Annotated in this window: 14 protein-coding genes and 1 pseudogene; 8 read left to right on the top strand and 7 right to left on the bottom strand. The window is 56.3% G+C overall.

Annotated elements, in window-relative coordinates:
* Positions 1-197: 197 nt before the first annotated feature.
* From FFY45_RS22120 to FFY45_RS09030, 5 genes and pseudogenes are all read right to left on the bottom strand, one after another.
* The gene (locus FFY45_RS22120; RefSeq protein WP_255171904.1) at positions 198-422 is read right to left on the bottom strand and encodes a hypothetical protein; all 225 of its coding nucleotides are present in this window, start codon (positions 420-422) and stop codon (positions 198-200) included.
* 238 nt (positions 423-660) lie between these two features.
* Positions 661-1,375, bottom strand: a pseudogene (locus FFY45_RS09045) (hypothetical protein).
* 56 nt (positions 1,376-1,431) lie between these two features.
* The gene (locus FFY45_RS09040; protein ID WP_176340173.1) at positions 1,432-3,363 is read right to left on the bottom strand and encodes a S9 family peptidase; all 1,932 of its coding nucleotides are present in this window, start codon (positions 3,361-3,363) and stop codon (positions 1,432-1,434) included.
* A 568-nt stretch (positions 3,364-3,931) separates the two neighbouring features.
* Positions 3,932-4,288 (bottom strand): MmcQ/YjbR family DNA-binding protein, encoded by a 357-nt coding sequence (locus FFY45_RS09035; RefSeq protein WP_176340172.1) that lies wholly within the window; start codon positions 4,286-4,288, stop codon positions 3,932-3,934.
* Positions 4,289-4,468: 180 nt separating this feature from the next.
* On the bottom strand, positions 4,469-5,077 hold the full coding sequence (locus FFY45_RS09030) for a TetR family transcriptional regulator (RefSeq protein WP_176340171.1): 609 nt from the start codon (positions 5,075-5,077) through the stop codon (positions 4,469-4,471).
* A 125-nt stretch (positions 5,078-5,202) separates the two neighbouring features.
* Between FFY45_RS09030 and FFY45_RS09025 the strand changes: the two genes are divergently transcribed.
* Both FFY45_RS09025 and FFY45_RS09020 read left to right on the top strand, forming a co-directional pair.
* The gene (locus FFY45_RS09025; RefSeq protein WP_176340170.1) at positions 5,203-6,279 is read left to right on the top strand and encodes an aldo/keto reductase; all 1,077 of its coding nucleotides are present in this window, start codon (positions 5,203-5,205) and stop codon (positions 6,277-6,279) included.
* 117 nt (positions 6,280-6,396) lie between these two features.
* The gene (locus tag FFY45_RS09020; RefSeq protein ID WP_176340169.1) at positions 6,397-7,359 is read left to right on the top strand and encodes an aldo/keto reductase; all 963 of its coding nucleotides are present in this window, start codon (positions 6,397-6,399) and stop codon (positions 7,357-7,359) included.
* 674 nt (positions 7,360-8,033) lie between these two features.
* Here the strand turns inward: FFY45_RS09020 and FFY45_RS09015 are convergent.
* The gene (locus FFY45_RS09015; protein ID WP_176340168.1) at positions 8,034-8,927 is read right to left on the bottom strand and encodes a LysR family transcriptional regulator; all 894 of its coding nucleotides are present in this window, start codon (positions 8,925-8,927) and stop codon (positions 8,034-8,036) included.
* Positions 8,928-9,068: 141 nt separating this feature from the next.
* Between FFY45_RS09015 and FFY45_RS09010 the strand changes: the two genes are divergently transcribed.
* The 6 genes from FFY45_RS09010 to FFY45_RS08985 all read left to right on the top strand — a co-directional run bounded on the left by FFY45_RS09010 (position 9,069) and on the right by FFY45_RS08985 (position 15,061).
* Positions 9,069-9,821: an SDR family oxidoreductase gene (locus FFY45_RS09010; protein ID WP_176340167.1), complete on the top strand. Its 753-nt coding sequence runs from the start codon at positions 9,069-9,071 to the stop codon at positions 9,819-9,821.
* 294 nt (positions 9,822-10,115) lie between these two features.
* The gene (locus FFY45_RS09005) at positions 10,116-10,787 is read left to right on the top strand and encodes a glutathione S-transferase family protein (protein ID WP_176340166.1); all 672 of its coding nucleotides are present in this window, start codon (positions 10,116-10,118) and stop codon (positions 10,785-10,787) included.
* A 54-nt stretch (positions 10,788-10,841) separates the two neighbouring features.
* A complete protein-coding gene (locus FFY45_RS09000) occupies positions 10,842-11,456 on the top strand; it encodes a cysteine hydrolase family protein (protein ID WP_176340165.1) in 615 nt (204 codons plus the stop codon).
* A 27-nt stretch (positions 11,457-11,483) separates the two neighbouring features.
* Positions 11,484-11,783, top strand: coding sequence for a putative quinol monooxygenase (locus tag FFY45_RS08995; protein WP_176340164.1), 300 nt, complete (start codon positions 11,484-11,486; stop codon positions 11,781-11,783).
* A gap of 58 nt (positions 11,784-11,841) precedes the next feature.
* A complete protein-coding gene (rarD, locus tag FFY45_RS08990; protein ID WP_176340163.1) occupies positions 11,842-12,735 on the top strand; it encodes an EamA family transporter RarD in 894 nt (297 codons plus the stop codon).
* Positions 12,736-12,979: 244 nt separating this feature from the next.
* The gene (locus tag FFY45_RS08985) at positions 12,980-15,061 is read left to right on the top strand and encodes a M13 family metallopeptidase (RefSeq protein WP_176340162.1); all 2,082 of its coding nucleotides are present in this window, start codon (positions 12,980-12,982) and stop codon (positions 15,059-15,061) included.
* 214 nt (positions 15,062-15,275) lie between these two features.
* Here the strand turns inward: FFY45_RS08985 and FFY45_RS08980 are convergent, their stop codons facing one another.
* On the bottom strand, positions 15,276-16,394 hold the full coding sequence (locus FFY45_RS08980) for an ROK family protein (RefSeq protein WP_176340161.1): 1,119 nt from the start codon (positions 16,392-16,394) through the stop codon (positions 15,276-15,278).
* Between the last annotated feature and the right edge of the window lie 153 nt (positions 16,395-16,547).

Below are 16,547 nucleotides of genomic sequence, written 5' to 3'. Positions count from 1 at the left end.
TATCATCCCGGCTGACGGGATGTTCCTATCGGAGCTCCTGATTTCCAAGCCCGGGGGCATCACGCTTCACCGCCAAACAGTCTCCAGTGTCGCCTTCTCTGATCCAAGCGCTGCGTATGACCATGCCAAACACTGGATGGCCGCGTGCTCTGTGTCGAGCACAGGCTCGGTAATCACGGCCTGACCACCCCTTGGCCTCAACCTTCGCCTTCCGCGAGCGTTACGTCATGCCAGGCCAAAATCTCGTCGATACGTCGTCCGACGAATTCGGCATCTTCAGACGTGAGTGCCTCCGCCTTAATTAGCTGCACCATACCTGCGAACGCCCGCAAGAAGTGGCAGCGATCCGGACTCGACGCCCGTAGTGCTGGCACTGCTGCATCTAAGTGTTCAAGGTGGATACGCAACTCGGCTCTGTCCATAGCCCAGAGTATCGGCAGCGCTGTCGCAGCGCCTGAGACACATGACGCATCCCCTGAGAGTAAGGAGCTGGCGGAAGCTGTATGAGTGCCGGCAGGACGCTGCGCAAACGCAGCGCGGAATGAGCGACGTCGATTCCACGTCGGGCTGAGTTTGCTTGCGCTTGGCCAACCTCGTGAACCAAGGCCCAAGTCCATCGCGATGTCAGGAAGCCCAAGCCCATCGCCGCCCTATCCGATTTCAACCAGCAGGCACCCGCTCAAACGACGCGAAATCGCGTTGTCCATTCAATAGCAGCGAAAGCACCGAGCTGCCATCCGGACGGATCTGCATACTGGCTTGGCTATCGCTGAGCCGTCGGCAATATCCTCTATCGTTGGCTCCAATCCAGGCAGTCAAAGCGCCCGAATTACGTCCGGCGTAGCGTAATTCCACTTGGCAGTCGCGAGGAGCTCCATAGCGGAGGCGGCCGATGATATCTCCCGGCCTGACCGCGGCTGACACGATCTCTAGTTGTGCTCATATCAGCCCTGCTCCGCGCCAGCGTCCAGCTTCGACCAGTCCTACGCTGTCCTTGATTAAAGGCAATGACCATTGGCGCCTCGTGCCCTTGCAGAGTGATATGTATGCCTGCCGAAGACCCATCCGCCTTTTGGATTTGGGCACGTCTACCAGTCAGCGCGTCGCAGAACTTGCCACCGTTGCGCGGCAGCAACATGTAACCATCTGCCTGATCTCGCAACTCAAGCGCGCAATTGAAAGGGGGTCCAAATCGCACATCTCCAGTCTGGGCACTGTCGACTCCTGTCGCGCGCCCACTCAGGCGAACGTAGACCGGACCAGCTACGCCGCTGGCGGAAAGCGTTCCTCGCCAGTCACCGGTAGGAATAGTGTCTGCCGGCGCCGCCGGAGTGGCCTGAGCTGCAGTCAGCGCCATACAGAGAGCAAGCGCCATGGGGAGCTAGAATTCCCTCTTCTCTACCATCCGGATCGTAGGATTTCATCTGAGTTCTACTTTGGGGTCTCCACCCCCAATACTCCGCGTAGAAATGCTGTCTCCACTTGTAAACTTAAATCCTGATTCTGCTTCTTTCGCCAGCCGTGTCCCTCATCGAAAAAGAGCAAATACGACACACGTACGCCACGCTGGCGAATCGCTGCGACCATCTGCTCGCTCTCGGATTGTGGTACCCGAGGATCATTGGATCCTTGCTCGATCAGCATTGGCTTCGTGATCCTCGCGACATTCGTGCGCGGCGAAATGCGGGAGAAAAATTCTTGCATATGAGGCAGACGCTCATCGCCATACTCAGCACGACGATTGGCGCGGCGATATGTCTCCGTATTCTGAAGAAACGTCGTCCAATTACTTATCCCAAACAGGTCGACGCCCCCTACTAACCTATCGGAATAGAACGTCATCGTCGCAAGCGCCATATAGCCACCGTAAGACCCGCCTATCACCGCCACGCGATTCGCGTCGAGGTCGGGCTGGGCGCCAATCCAGTCGATCAAAGCACCAATGTCCTTGACAGAATTCTCGCGTTTCTCCCCATTGTCCATGTTGAGATAACGGGTGCCGTATCCATCCGAACCTCGGACATTGGGCACAATGACCGTCGCGCCGAGCGTGTCGACGAAGCTGGCGGTGAGGGGTGACCATCCCGGGCGTGCCTGACTCTCAGGACCGCCGTGGATCATAATCAGGACAGGTGTCTTTGTGCCCGGCGCCACGGACTTCGGACGGTAAACAAAGGCCGGAACGGAGAGACCGTCAAAGCTCTTGAACCGGACCAGAGCAGGTTCTGGTAACGAAGCGCGATCGAGGGGACCAACTTCCGATAGCGTCCAGCGCTGCAACTTGCCGTCTGCGGTGTTCCAGTTCCACACATCGCCGGGCGTGGTCGCCGACGCCATACCGATCGCCAGCGACGATCCGTCGGGTGACAGTTTGAGACCAGTCAGAACGCCCTTTGGTAGATCGGCTTGCGGCAACGCATGGCCGGTAGAGAAATCAGTTACATTGACGGTGGAATAGCCGTCAATGTTGGTCGCATAAGCAAGGATACGACCATCATCACTTAGGTCGAATTTTTCAATATTCCATTGGGACACTGGCAGTACCGGCGTCAGCCGGCCGCTCTTGACGTCAATCTCAACCAGTCGTCTCACATCACTGCCTCGGTCACTGACGACGAGAATGGCATGGCCTCCCCGCACGTAACGCGCACCCTCAAGAACCGCAGGCGTGCCTTTGGCAACTTCATTCAGGTCGCCACTGACGATATCAAGCGTGAACAACTTCTGTTCGCTATTTGATACGGAACGCGAGAGAAGCAGTTTCTTACCATCCGTCGAAATGTCATCGACACCAAATACGCCAGTCCCTTGGTATATAACGGTGCGAGTCGCAGGGTCGGCCGGATTGGCGGACAAAATATCGTAGTTATCAGATCCCTTGACAGCTCGGCTCCAAAATATACGGCTGCCATCACGGGAGACCAAGACATTTTCGTTACGCGTTCCCGGTTCGGTCAGCTGTACAGGACGGCCATCGGCACCGACCGTATAAAGCTGGAACCACTCATCTCCGCCGGTGTCGCGACTGTACAGAACACGGTCCGTGTTCGGGATGGCCATTCCGAACGCGATCGGCTCGGTGGAGAAGGTGATCTGGCGTCGGTCCATTCCGGGACCTGCGACGCGATGAAGTTGTGTGACGTTCCCAAACCGGGTAGTAATCAGCAAGCTACCGTCAGTTAGCCAATCGGCAACTTCGGCGGAACGACTCTGCTGATAACGCGCAACCGCATCACCGATGTCCTTGTCAATTGGTGGAACGTCCTCAAGCGTGGCAGCGCCAATTGTGCGCTTATCCACTTGCTGGGCCATCACTGGAGCAGTAAGTAGGAGCAGCAAGATCAAAGCAACAAAATTCCTCATCAAAAGGCTCCGCTGGAAAACTGGTGGGCGCTAGCATAGCGTCTTATGGTGTCAGTGCTTCGCTCGTGATTGGAATTAATCTCTCTCCTCCCGGATTCTTCGTGCGATTTGGCGGCAAGCACTTGAGGAGAATTCAGCGCACACAAAATATTTATATTTTATGCGACACCAGCCTCCAATCTATCAAAATTATTTTACGAATCTATTCCGTCATTGACCTGTACCAAGCTTCGTATAGCCGGCTCTATTTTCGCTTATTTGCTCATTTTTTCGATCTGACCGCCTCCCTGAATTCAGCCTCAGAAGAAAGTGGGCTGCTCTGATTTATCCTGCACAGCTATAGCACCGGAACCGGCAATCAGATCGCGGATCTCCTTCGCAGCTATGGTGCGGCGCCGTGCGAAGCTGCGCACTTCAGAGGCAACAACCGCGAAGCCAGGTCCCTACTCTCTCGCACACGTCGCGTCCATCACCGCATCCTTTGGGAGCGATGCAAGCATGTGACGCGTCAAGATGTTGCACTTGACTCTTGGGAATGCTCTGTCGCGCAGAGCTGCCACGACGACCGCTAACTGGTTAATTCGTAGCTTTCGTGCAACAGCGAATGGATGTCTGCACGAGATACTGGCCCATCTAACAGGATGGTGATCCAGTGCTCCTTGTTCATATGATATGCAGGCAGTATCCCGTCACGCTTGCGCAATTGTGCCAATTTATCAGGATTAACTTTTACATCAATAACCTCCACGTCCCCGTCGCCATCAATTCCAAGCTTGCTACGCGGGACAAGCATCACCAGCGCAAACCATTTTTCGCTACCCGAATGACGCAAGACCGCGTAATGAGGGAATTTCTCAAATGGATAGTCAGGATTGGCATCAAAGTTCTTCTTTGCGTAGGCAAAAATATCGTCTCTTGTATGCATTACTTACTCCACTCGTTCTAGACTCAGCCAATTCTACAGCTCATAAAAATGATTCCTATGCATTGCCGTCGCCCCGAGAAAAAATGAGACAGAAGGAGTGGCAGCAGCGCTCAAATCCATATCGGACCCTTCATCAGAATGCCGTATTGACCGTGACGCATTGCGCGCGCTGAACCCGCCTCAACTCCGGCAATGCGCGGCGAGCGCACCGAATGCCTCGTCGAGCAACTGGTGTATCGGCACTGCGTGGGGATCGCGTGCAAATCGCGACAACGCGACATCCAGGCAAGCGAGGGCGGAATAGACCAGGGCGGCGGCTTCGGTGCGCTGATTCCCGACATCGCCGAGGCGCTTAACGACTTCCGGGGTGAGATCGACCGCCCAGCGGTTGTGCTTCTCCATATGGTAGGCGCGCAAACTGGCCGTGCTATAGACGACTCGCATTGTCCGGGCGGCAGCCTCGGGATCCTCGGCCACCTTGTCGGCAATCACTTCGAAAGCCTGCCGCAACGATGCCCATACGCCCTCGCTCGTCGAACGCGCAGCAAAAGCCGCCGCGACTCTAGGCCCAAATGCACCGTGTGTTCCCACCACGGCGTCTTCCTTAGTCGAAAAGTAGCGAAAAAAGCTGCGCCGGGAGATGCCGGCGGCTGCGGCAATCTCGTCGACGGTGACGCTGTCGAACCCTTTTTCGTCGAACAGCACCAACGCGCATGCGGCGATCGAGGCGGAGGCTGCGTCGCTCTTCAGTCGCTGCAAAGGGGTACCTGGACTTTTCTGGGTTTTCACGTTTTTTTAGCCCGCCGGAGATGACACTCAGTGCCAAAAGCGACTCTAGATGCCAAATCTAGCGTCAATCTCCATGATTCTAACCAGTGCGGATCAACCCCACTCCAACCACATGAAGGACATGTATGACTTTGACCTCCTACCGCGCTCTTGGCCGATCCGGCCTGATCGTCAGCCCCTTGGCGCTGGGTACGATGACCTTCGGCACTGATAAGTGGGGAGTGGATGAGGCCGGTTCGCGGGCGATCTTCGACCACTACCGCGACGCCGGCGGCAACATGATCGACACTGCGGACATCTATAGCGGCGGTGAGAGCGAGAGGCTGGTCGGCAAGTTCATTGCCGACAGCGGCTCGCGCGATGACATCGTGCTCTCGACGAAGTTCGCCTTCAATGCGTCGGCTAATCCAGCATCAGGCACCCACGTCGCAGGCGGCAATCCGAACGCAGGCGGCGCCGGCGCGAAGAACATCCACCGCGCGCTCGATGCTTCGCTCAGGCGGCTCGGCACCGACTATATCGACCTGTACTGGATGCACATCTGGGATCAGGTCACACCGATCGAGGAGATCGTCCAGACGCTCGGCGACCTGGTTCGCGCGGGCAAGATCCGCTATTACGGCCTCTCGGACATGCCGGCTTGGGTGGCGATGAAGGCGGCGACGATCGCGGCGGAACGGCGGGTGCCAGGCCCGATCGCGATGCAGCTCGAATATTCGCTGGTCGCGCGCGATGTGGAGAGCGAGCATTTCCCGGTCGCGCGCGAGGCCGGGATGGGCGTGATGCCGTGGAGTCCACTGGCCGGCGGCTTACTCTCTGGCAAATACCGGCGCGAGGACCGTGCCGGCAAGGGCCGCCTCAGCGGTCCCAATCCGCTCGGCGACACCAAGTTCACCGAGCGTAACTGGACTATCCTCGAGGCGTTGGAACAGGTGGCAGCGGAACTGAGCCGGCCGATGGCGGAAGTCGCGCTGGCGTGGACACTGGTGAACGAGAGAGTCGGATCGACCCTGGTGGGCGTCAGCAAGGTGTCGCAGCTGGAAAGCAACATCGCCGCCACCGAACTGCGTCTCGAAGGCGCGCATCTCGAACGCCTGAACGATGCCAGCGCGCCCGTGCCCGGGTTCACGTCTGGCCTAGGCTCCCAGGAGATCCGTCGCATGATCTTCGGCGGCCAAGATGTCGCCGGATGGGGCGAGTAGTGGGTTTGGTTATTCAGGATATTTCAGGATCTTTCGTTAACCCGAAGACTGCTTTCCATGCCTCAGCCGTTATCGAGACCTTTGAACCAGATAGCTCTCACACAGGAAGGAAAGATCATGCAAAAACGTAAACTGGGCACCAACGGTCCGGAAGTCTCTGCCATTGGTTATGGCGCCATGGGCTTTCATCTGGCCTACGGGGCGGCCGACGAGCAGGCCGGGCTGGCAACGATCCGTCGTGCTTACGATCTCGGTGTAACGTTCTTCGATACCGCCGAACTGTATGGCTGGGGCGAAAACGAGAAGTTCATTGGCCGCGCTGTGAAAGGCTTCCGCGATGATGTGGTGTTGGCAACCAAGTTCGGCTTTACCCCTTCATGGGAGGCTGACAGCCGGCCCGCGCACATTCGCGAAGTGACAGAGAACAGCCTGCGCTATTTGGGTGTCGATTACATCGATGTGCTCTACCAGCACCGGGTCGATCCGAACGTGCCGATCGAAGATGTGGCCGGCACGGTCAAGGACCTGATTGCCGAGGGCAAGGTCAAGCATTTCGGATTGAGCGAAGCTGGTCCTGAAACGATCCGCAAGGCCCATGCCGTGCAGGAAGTGGCGATGCTTCAAACGGAGTACTCAGTGTTCGAGCGCGAGGTGGAAGTGCTGTTCCCGGTCTTGCGCGAGCTTGGCATCGGCTTCGTGCCCTACTCTCCCCTCGGCCGCGGCTTTCTCACCGGCACGGCCAAGCCGGCAGCCGAGTATGAAGAGACCGATATGCGCCGGGGCGACCCGCGCTGGCAGCCCGGCAACTTCGAGAAGAACGTCGAAGCCGTCCGCCAGTTGAAAGAGCTTGCCACCTCCAAGGGCGCCACCGTTTCGCAATTGGCACTCGCCTGGTTGCTTGCCCAGGGCAACGACATCGTGCCGATTCCGGGCTCTCGCAAGGCAGAGCGCGTTGCGGAAAACGTCGGCGCTGCCGATCTGGTGCTGACGACGCAAGACCTGACCAAAATCAAGGAAATTCTGCCTGAAGGCGGGTTCGGCGAGCGTTATGCCAAAGAATTCGCGCCGAACTGGATCTAAGGCGTAGCGGCCTGCACTCGATGCCAGAGGCATTCATCGCTAGAGATTCGGCCTGATTCGCCAGCTGAGAATTCGCCTGTAACCCGTCATTTCGGGCGAATTCTTCAGGGGTTTCAGCACCAGTGCGCTGTGTGGTCGCTGCTCCTTATAGAACCACCGCTACCCTTGGTTCTTCTCCGTGCGTCGACTAGTGACAAGAACCATTGCTCGCTGATACACACCTGCCGCAGGCGTTCGTTGGGGAGAGCAGGTCTGCGCGTAAGCGCGCCCGTCAAGCGGTTCACCATCTAGAGGCAGACGTCGCCGTCCCGCCGACCATCGATCCGTTCTCTTCAACCTTGCACGGGTCGGCGGGCGGCTCATGGATGTGCCTTATGTCTGTGGACGAGAGCCTCTTGTCCCGTCATCGCTGTAATGCTGGTGAAGCAGGCTGGCCGATTCAACGTGCAGGGCTTAGGCCGGAGGATTTGGGTAGACGTGACTTCTTCAGTGCCTGCTAGGGCTCGTGCAAGCAGAACGCTCAAGCCTCCGGTGCAGCTTGCATTCAATGACTGAGGGCTTCCTAACTCAATCTCGCCGATACTCAGGCCCGTCTTGCAGCGCTGCTGCCAGCGGTTCTGAGTGGTCGCCATAAGCCCCTCGGCGCCAGCTTCCACGCAGCAGCATGACGCCTATTACGCTTTCACATTTAATCGAGGAATCTTTGAAAATTCCTCCGCGATGAAGTCCATGAACACAAGCGCCCTTTTTGCCACCAGGCGGTTGGCGGCATACATGATGTGCATTGGCACTGCAGGGGCTGAAAAATCATTTAACACAATCTGTAGATGACCCGCGTTGAGCCCCTGCTCGAATAGCCATTCCGGCCCCTGCCCGATGCCCAGGCCTGCGCTTATCGACTCGCGCGCAGCTTCCGGCGAATTCACACGAATCCTGCCGGAAACCGGAACGTCCACATCCTTGAAGCGCCATGTCGCCCCCGATGCCAGCAGCGTGTACAGCACGCAATCGTGCTGGCGCAGATCGTCGGGAACAGTGGGAACTCCGCGTTCGGCCAGATACGCACGGCTTGCCACGCAAACACGCTTGAACGATCCGATGCGTCGCGCACGCAGGGAGCTGTTTTCCAGATGGCCGATGCGGATGGCAAGCTCCGCGCCCTCGTCGAGCAAATTGACGAAGCGGTCATTGATCTGCAGATCTAGCTGCAGGCCCGGATAGCGCTGTAAGAAGCGCGGCACTAGCGGCATCACATACTGATGCGACAACGCCGTGGGGCAGGCCACACGTAGTAAGCCAGTGGGCTGCACATTTTCGCGCAGCGACATTTCAGACTCGTCCACCGCATCCAGGATGCGGCGCACTTCCGCGTAGTAGCGCTCCCCTTCCGGCGTCAACATGAGCTTGCGGGTCGAGCGATTGAGCAGCCGGGCCTGCAGATGTTCTTCCAGCGCGGCCACGTGGCGACTGACGTTGGGTTGACCCAAGCCGAGATCGCGCCCAGCGGCAGAGAAACTGCCCGTTTCCACCGCACGCGCGAAGCAGGTCATCAACACGAACCGATCCATTGTGCTTCTCTACTCATGCTTTCACCACATGAATGCTATGCGTGCTGACGGTCTTCTGGCAAATCCAGCATGAGCGCACGCTGTGTCACATCGAAGGCCGGCCATGTGCGGCGGGCCTGGCACCACCGTCAGGAGCATCTCATGTCACGTTTAGCAGGCAAGCGCACCCTCATCACCGGCGGCACCAGCGGTATCGGTCTGGAAACCGCCAAGCAGTTTCTTGCCGAAGGCGCCCGCGTCATCGTCACCGGCGTCAACCCAGAATCCATCGCCAATGCCAAGGCCGCGTTGGGTAGCGAAGTGCTGGTGCTGCGTGCCGATTCGGCCAGCGTCACCGCGCAGCAGGAATTGGCGCAAGCCGTGCAGGCCCATTACGGCCAGCTCGACATTGCCTTCCTCAACGCCGGCGTATCGGTCTGGGCACCGATCGAGGAGTGGACCGAACAGGCATTCGACGCTTCTTTCGCCATCAACGTCAAAGGCCCGTACTTCCTGCTGCAGGCGCTGCTGCCGGTGCTGGACAATCCCGCCTCGGTGGTGCTCAACACCTCCATCAACGCCCATGCGGCCATGGCCCGCTCGTCGGTGTATGCCGCCACCAAAGCCGCCTTCTTGAGCATGACCAGGACGCTATCCAGCGAACTGCTCGCACGCGGCATCCGTCTTAACGCGGTCAGCCCCGGGCCGGTGGAAACCCCGCTATACGACAAGCTCGGCATCCCCGACGCTTACCGTGCGCAGGTCAACCAAGACATTGCCGCCAGCATCCCGATGGGCCGCTTCGGCACCCCCGACGAAGTGGCCAAGGCCGTGCTGTACCTGGCCTCGGACGAATCCCGGTGGACGGTGGGTTCGGAAATCATCGTCGACGGTGGCCGCACGCTCAACGGCTGACCATGGCAGCCGTCGTTGAGACGGCGGGAGCGGCGGGGCGCATCGCTGACATTCATGCGGATGCACCCGCTGCGCGCCTGCCGACCAAGCCAACCGGTGCGTTTGCAGATGCTCGGCGGGGCGCTATCCGCGCCGGCACACACGCAAGGCCCGGCGTCCATTTAACTCAATGCGCTCCGTCATGCGCCGGCTGCATGGTGATGCGCGTTCTTGTGCCATGGATAACGTGCGATCCATCGCCGTGCCGTCGCCTGCCCTATCGCCAGAACCCCTGAAGCAGAACTCACACAGCCTATGCCCAACACCCTCACCCTGATCAGCCACCCGTTGTGTCCATTTGTGCAACGCGCGGCCATCGTCCTGCTGGAAAAAGCTGTCCCGTTCCACCGGATCCAAGTAGATCTAGCAGCCAAGCCCGACTGGTTTCTGGCCCTTTCTCCAACTGGGAAAGTGCCGTTGCTCCTGGTCGTTGAGCCAGACGGAACGGAGACGACAATCTTCGAGAGTATGGTGATATGCGAGTATCTTGAGGAAACTCAACCGGGCTCGCCGATGTACTCGGCCAGTGCACTATCACGCGCCCGTCAACGCGGCTGGACGGAGTTCGCTAGCCAGGCCCTTTCCGACATCTGGCAATTCCTCCACGCAACTGATCGACAGATGGCGAATGCACGACAGACAGCTGTCAGAACGAAACTCGAGCGTCTCGAGTCAAAACTCGAAGTCGGACCCTACTTCGGTGGCATGACCTTCAGCATGGTCGATGCGGTATTCGCGCCGATTTTCCGGTATTTCGATGTCCTCGAACCGGCCTTGTCACTGCCCATTTTTGACAATCTTCCTCGCATTTCCACATGGCGCGCAGCTTTAGCGGTTCGTCCCAGCGTCATTAACGCCGTGGGTGACGATTACGCGGCACTGCTAGAGACCCATCTTCGCAAGCAACTCTCCATTCACATGACATGACCCACGAAGTAGACGTTTCAACCGACATGCTCAACACACTCCAAGGAACTCACAATGAATAGTACATCCACGAATAACCCTGCACAGAAAAGCGCGCTCGTCCTTATCGAGTATGTAAACGATTGGCTGGCTCCGACCGGTGGCATCAATGGCCAATTCCAGGATCGCGAACAGGTTGACACCGCCATCGCCAATTCGAAGACGATTCTTGAAGAAGCGCGTCGCCGTGGCATGGAAGTCATCCACGCATCACTCAAGTTTGAGCCAACGTTCAAGGTGCTCGGCGACGGCAAGTACGGCCTGCGAAAGATGATGCGCGACTATGGCTCGTTCCTCGGTGAGCAGGCGGATTTCTTTCCCGGCTTCGAGCCTCAGGACGGCGAGTATGTCATCCGTGAGCGAACCGGCGGCAGTAGCGTCTTTGCTTCGACCACTCTCGACAGCTACCTACGCAACAATCGCATCTTTGATATCTATCTCGCGGGTTTCGCCCTCAGGCAGTGTGTCGAGTCGTCGATGCGTAATGCTCATGATCTGGGCTACAACACTAACGTCATATACGACGCATCAGCCGCTTTCACCCGCGAGCAGCAGACCGCTTTCCTGAATGAAATCGCTCCGTTCTATGCCAACGCCATCTCCACCCAGGACTTCATCAAGCAGGCATGACGCCTGTATCGCAGAGGCCAAGACCTAATGATCGGCATGATGGTGAAGTTAACGGTCAAACCGGCTAGCGGCGCAGCATTCGAAAGCGCTTTCGCCGCTCAGGCTGCAGCAGTACGTACCAACGAGCAGGGTAACCGCCTCTATAAGCTGTTCAGGTCGCGGGTACGACCTGACAGCTACGTGCTGATGGAAATCTACGAAAACGACGCCGCTCTTAATGCACACCGGGATGCGCCGCACATGGCAGCGCATCGTCCATTAACTGCAGCATTCATTGCAGCTGAGCCAGATATCGAAGCTTTCGATGTCATCGCACATGCAGTGTGACAACAGGCTCGCGAGGGACTACCCGGTCCCTTGAGTTGCCCATCTCACCGAGGTTCACATGACCGCTAGTGTAGATAGCCGCACAGGGTTTTTTTACGGTATCGCCGCCAATGTCCTTTGGGGGGTCCTACCGCTGTATCTAAACATGCTCAAGGGCGTGGATGCATTGCAGGTACTCTCACATCGCGTGGTGTGGTCATTAGTGATGTTTGGCGCGATCATCGCAGTGTCGGGGCGCTTGCGAACACTCCTAGTGGCAGCGCGTGGCCGAACCCTGGGCTTGCTGACCATTAGCGCAGCACTGATCGCGGTCAATTGGTTCGTCTACATCTGGTCAGCGGCTAATGGACATCTGGTGGAGGCAAGCCTTGGCTACTTCATCACTCCACTTGTGAACGTGGCACTTGGAACCGTGCTGCTGAGGGAGCGACTCACCTGCTCACAAGCCGTGGCAATCGGTATTGCCGGAACTGGCGTTCTAATTCTTTCAGTCACCGGTGGCGGTGAGATTTGGATTTCACTAACGCTGGCACTGAGCTTCGGCTTCTATGGACTGATTCGCAAGGTGGTGGCAATCGATGCGCTTAGCGGATTGACGATCGAAACAGCGCTTCTTGCGCCGCTAGCAATCCTCATTCTCTGCTATGTCGGCACCACGAGTGAAGCAGCTTTTGGGCAGGGCAGCCGTATTGATGCTCTACTAATTCTTGCAGGACCAATCACAGCGCTACCACTGCTCCTCTTCGCAGCTAGCGTAAAGCGATTACGCTATACGACACTAGGATTGCTCCAATTCATCGCACCCACACTCCTGCTGGCAGAAGCCGTCTTGTTGTATCAAGAGCCCATCGGCTCCATCCAGTTGGCCACCTTCAGTCTGATCTGGATCGGCTGTGGGCTGTATGCATGGAGCAGTATCATCTCGTCACGCAGTTTAAGTGTGCAGGCATGAGAAGCCTAGCATCTGCAACAGACAGGCTAAAAACGATCAGCGCCGACGCTGCGCCTTACTTGATACCCGAAAACTAACACCCCTCATTCAGAAACTGTCAATTTCATATCACAGCATCAATCAAAACGAGCAAATTGATCGCAAGCTTATTCGCAAGAGCTTCGCTTTCGGCGAGTTAAAGGGACTTATTTATAAGCGACCCGATATATATGCATATATGCTTAGCATTATTACGAGGCGTCCTATGAAAGTTAAATCGTTGATATTGCCTATTTTTATCGCAGCGAGCATAGTTGCTTGCAGCAAAGGAAATGACGGACTTCCCCCTGCTGGCCAGATTTCATCGTCAACCCAGCTACGCGCTGCTAAGAGCACTTTTGATATTGGGGAGCTCGAAGGACAGATCAGTGCATGTGAAAATTTATTCGATTTTGTCAATTCGAAATGGATTGCCAGAAATCCAATTCCAGATGATAGGTTCTCTTTTGGCGCCTTTGATCAGATGCGAGAAAAGTCAATCGCCATTCAAAAAGGCATTTTGGAGTCTGCTGCTTCTAAGGGCTCGGCTGGGACCCCGTTGGAACGGATCTTAGGCAATCTATATGAGGCTGGCATGGATGAAGCTAAGATTGAGCAACTGGGTTCAATGCCGATCAAGGCTCAACTGGATCAAATCAATTCTTTAAATTCCCCCGAACAAGTAGCGAGTTACCTAGCTCAGATTCATGCGGCGGGGCAATTAGCAGTTTTTAATTTTATTCCAGAGGCCGATATCTACGATTCCAGTCGACAGGTGGGATACGCATTACAGGGGAATTTCAATCTTCCTGCGCCGGAATTTTATACTGACAAAAAGTATGAAGAAGTACGCAGTGCATATCTACGCTATATAGCCCAAGCGTTTGAATTGACTGGCGCGACTCATACTGATGCAGAAAAAGACGCCAAGCGAGTATTCGGAATAGAGAAGGCTTTAGTGTCAGGCGCTTCCTCTCCCGAAAAAGAACACGACCCGGCTGAGCGCTATAACATGGTATCTATCGCTGAGGCAGATGCCATCACACCGCACTTTTCTTGGGACAAGTATTTAAAGGTTCAAAACGTTTCTGCAAAGGAATTCTCGTTAGGGCACAAGCAGTATTTTGTCATGTTTGATCGACTTCTCGCTGTAGAGCCCACTGCAAATTGGAGGGCCTATTTGCGCTTTCAGCTTATTGACTCGTCATCCCCTTACCTTAGTAGCAACTTTGTTAATAATCGCTTTCAATTTTACAATAATTTCTTGCAAGGACAAAAAGATCCTGAATCTCGCCCAAAGGCGGTTTTGTCGGCGCTAAACGAAGTAATGGGTGATGGACTGGGTAAGCTCTATGCTGCCAAAGCATTTACGCCAGAGGAAAAGCAGAAGGCGAGCGAGCTTGTCAAAAATGTGATGCAAGAGTTTAAGTCGCGACTAGACAAAAACAACTGGATGAGCGTAGCGACAAAGCAACAGGCCATTAATAAACTCACCGCAATGACCTATAAGGTGGGCTATCCAGACACTTGGAAGGACTGGACGGGGTTAAATACTGGACCGCAGGAATATTTGCAGGCCATACAACAAGTAATGCAATTCAATCGAAGACAGCAACTGGACAAGATCGGCAAATTAACTGATCGCAACGAATGGAGCATTAATCCGCAAGATTTTAATGCGCGCTACGAGACCGCCACGAATTCCATCGTTGTTTCTGCAGCAGTCCTGCAGCCCCCTTTCTTCGATGCGACTGCCGACGATGCAATAAACTACGGTGCAATCGGAACCGTTATTGGCCACGAGATTACTCATGGGTTTGATGATGACGGGAGTAAATTTGATGGTCTTGGCAATAGAGCTGAATGGTGGACCGAGGCTGATATGGCAAATTTCAAAGGCAAATCGGAACTACTAGTCTCTCAGTTTAATGCCTACCAGCCGTTGCCAAACCACCCAGACGCTCATGTCGATGGAAGAAGAACGATGAGTGAGAATATCGCCGACTTAGGTGGAATTAACGTAGCATACGATGCCTTGCATAATGACCTACGGAAACACCCTGAGCGCGCAGTGGCAGTCGATGGCTTTACGCCAGAGCAACGCTTCTTTTTAGCTTACGCCAAAATCTGGAGGGGATCTCTGCGGGAGCAGGCAATGCTGAACACTTTAGCAAGAGATAATCATTCGCCTGCCAACATACGAGCAATTGCAGCTCCTTCTAATATGCCGCAGTTTGCAAAAGCATTTGCATGCAAAAACGGCGACAAGATGGTGCGTAATGACAATGAACGAGTTGTCATCTGGTAACCCTAATGTTATTTACCTTCAATCTCCCCAACCTTTTGACAGCACGCTGCGATATTCAAAGGCGATTAAATAATTAGATCGCAATCTTAAACGCAACTAACTTAAGACGTATGCTTTTATGCCGCGTGGCGGAGGTGCTATTTAAAGGCACCTCCGCTGCAAGCGTTGGCGGCTGACGCCTGACCTCCTCTGTATAATTTGGACTAGCAAAACATCAGGCAAAAAATGCACGCTGCAGCGGCAGCAAGCCCGCTCCAAGCATGACCGCGTCGCCGAGCACGCTCGCGACACGGAGCTCCGGTAGCGGCGGAGACAAGCCGTGTCGGTTTGGGGCACGCGGAACCTGCAAGCGCGCCACCAACGCCTCGGCTAATGGAGTCGGAAGCCGCCCGCCGATGACAATCATCTGGGGATCCAGGCCATAGGCCAGGATGCTGCATAGTCGGGCGAACGGCTCCTGGGCCATCGCCAACCATGCGTCCACCCCTGGCGTTGCCAAGGTGACGTCGGGGAGCAATTGCTCGACGGTCTCCACTTCGCCTCCCGCGGCGCGCACATAGCGCAGCAGGGAGTCAAGATTTGGATACTCCAGGCCGGACACTGTCCATATGCCACCGAACTCGCCTGCATTGCCCCGGTGGCCGCGGAACAGACGGCCGTTGCTGATTATGCCGCCGCCAAATCCGTTGGTCAGATGCAGGTAGACGAAGTTGGCGCAGTCACGACCGATGCCATAAAGGCTCTCGGCGACCGCAGCCACTGCGCCATCATTCTCGACGATGGCCGGAACCCCGAGTGCCTGTTCGAGTAACGGCACCAGCTCCACGCCTGTCCAGTCCTCCAGCGCGGGTGGGCCCACCATCTCGCCACCCTGTCCACTGAAAAACGCGGAGATACCAACGCCCGCGCCAAGGACACGCGGCCGCGCAACACCCGCTTCTGCCAGTAGCTCATCGCCAAATTCGCGCAACTGCGCCAGCACCCGCACGCGGTCCATCTGTGCCATCGCCTGCCGCCGTTGCCCACGCACAGCGCCGCTCAGATCCAACAGGGCAATCGCGAACGCGTCGCCCATCACGCTGACCCCGAAGGCAAAAGCATGGTCGGGGTTCAAGCGCACATCCACGCTTGGGTTGCCCGGCCCCTCAGGCGCTCGGGAGGAAAGGCGCACAAGATCGCTCTGTGCAAATCCCCGCAGCAAGCGGGCCACGGTTGGCTGTGACAGGCCCAGCAGCCGCGGTAAAGCGGCCTGGCTCTGCACGCCGCACTTGAAGAGATGGTCGAGCAGCAGGCGGCCGCCCGTGCTCGGGACGGCAGAGGAAACGTCGATCATGGATACGCAACGCGGCCCTACAAGAAGGGAGAAACGAATCTAGCATGTAGACACAATAATTTCATACATGGTAAATAGTATTACCCCCACATTCTTCTACTGGGGTCTTTGCATGTCGTTTTCCGCACCTTGCTTCACCGCGTTGGCGCTTGC

It is taken from the genome of Xanthomonas hortorum, from assembly GCF_011305375.1.
Taxonomy (GTDB): domain Bacteria; phylum Pseudomonadota; class Gammaproteobacteria; order Xanthomonadales; family Xanthomonadaceae; genus Xanthomonas; species Xanthomonas hortorum_E.
Note: the sequence above shows the minus strand (reverse complement) of the source record. Positions and strands in the feature narration are given on the sequence as shown.

What these genes read in the sequence shown, in the direction of transcription:
- FFY45_RS22120 (WP_255171904.1), bottom strand. Translation starts at nt 422, where the DNA reads ATGGACAGAGCCGAGTTGCGTATCCACCTTGAACACTTAGATGCAGCA.
- FFY45_RS09040 (WP_176340173.1), bottom strand. Translation starts at nt 3,363, where the DNA reads ATGAGGAATTTTGTTGCTTTGATCTTGCTGCTCCTACTTACTGCTCCA.
- FFY45_RS09035 (WP_176340172.1), bottom strand. Translation starts at nt 4,288, where the DNA reads ATGCATACAAGAGACGATATTTTTGCCTACGCAAAGAAGAACTTTGAT.
- FFY45_RS09025 (WP_176340170.1), top strand. Translation starts at nt 5,203, where the DNA reads ATGACTTTGACCTCCTACCGCGCTCTTGGCCGATCCGGCCTGATCGTC.
- FFY45_RS09020 (WP_176340169.1), top strand. Translation starts at nt 6,397, where the DNA reads ATGCAAAAACGTAAACTGGGCACCAACGGTCCGGAAGTCTCTGCCATT.
- FFY45_RS09015 (WP_176340168.1), bottom strand. Translation starts at nt 8,927, where the DNA reads ATGGATCGGTTCGTGTTGATGACCTGCTTCGCGCGTGCGGTGGAAACG.
- FFY45_RS09010 (WP_176340167.1), top strand. Translation starts at nt 9,069, where the DNA reads ATGTCACGTTTAGCAGGCAAGCGCACCCTCATCACCGGCGGCACCAGC.
- FFY45_RS09005 (WP_176340166.1), top strand. Translation starts at nt 10,116, where the DNA reads ATGCCCAACACCCTCACCCTGATCAGCCACCCGTTGTGTCCATTTGTG.
- FFY45_RS09000 (WP_176340165.1), top strand. Translation starts at nt 10,842, where the DNA reads ATGAATAGTACATCCACGAATAACCCTGCACAGAAAAGCGCGCTCGTC.
- FFY45_RS08995 (WP_176340164.1), top strand. Translation starts at nt 11,484, where the DNA reads ATGATCGGCATGATGGTGAAGTTAACGGTCAAACCGGCTAGCGGCGCA.
- rarD (WP_176340163.1), top strand. Translation starts at nt 11,842, where the DNA reads ATGACCGCTAGTGTAGATAGCCGCACAGGGTTTTTTTACGGTATCGCC.
- FFY45_RS08985 (WP_176340162.1), top strand. Translation starts at nt 12,980, where the DNA reads ATGAAAGTTAAATCGTTGATATTGCCTATTTTTATCGCAGCGAGCATA.
- FFY45_RS08980 (WP_176340161.1), bottom strand. Translation starts at nt 16,394, where the DNA reads ATGATCGACGTTTCCTCTGCCGTCCCGAGCACGGGCGGCCGCCTGCTG.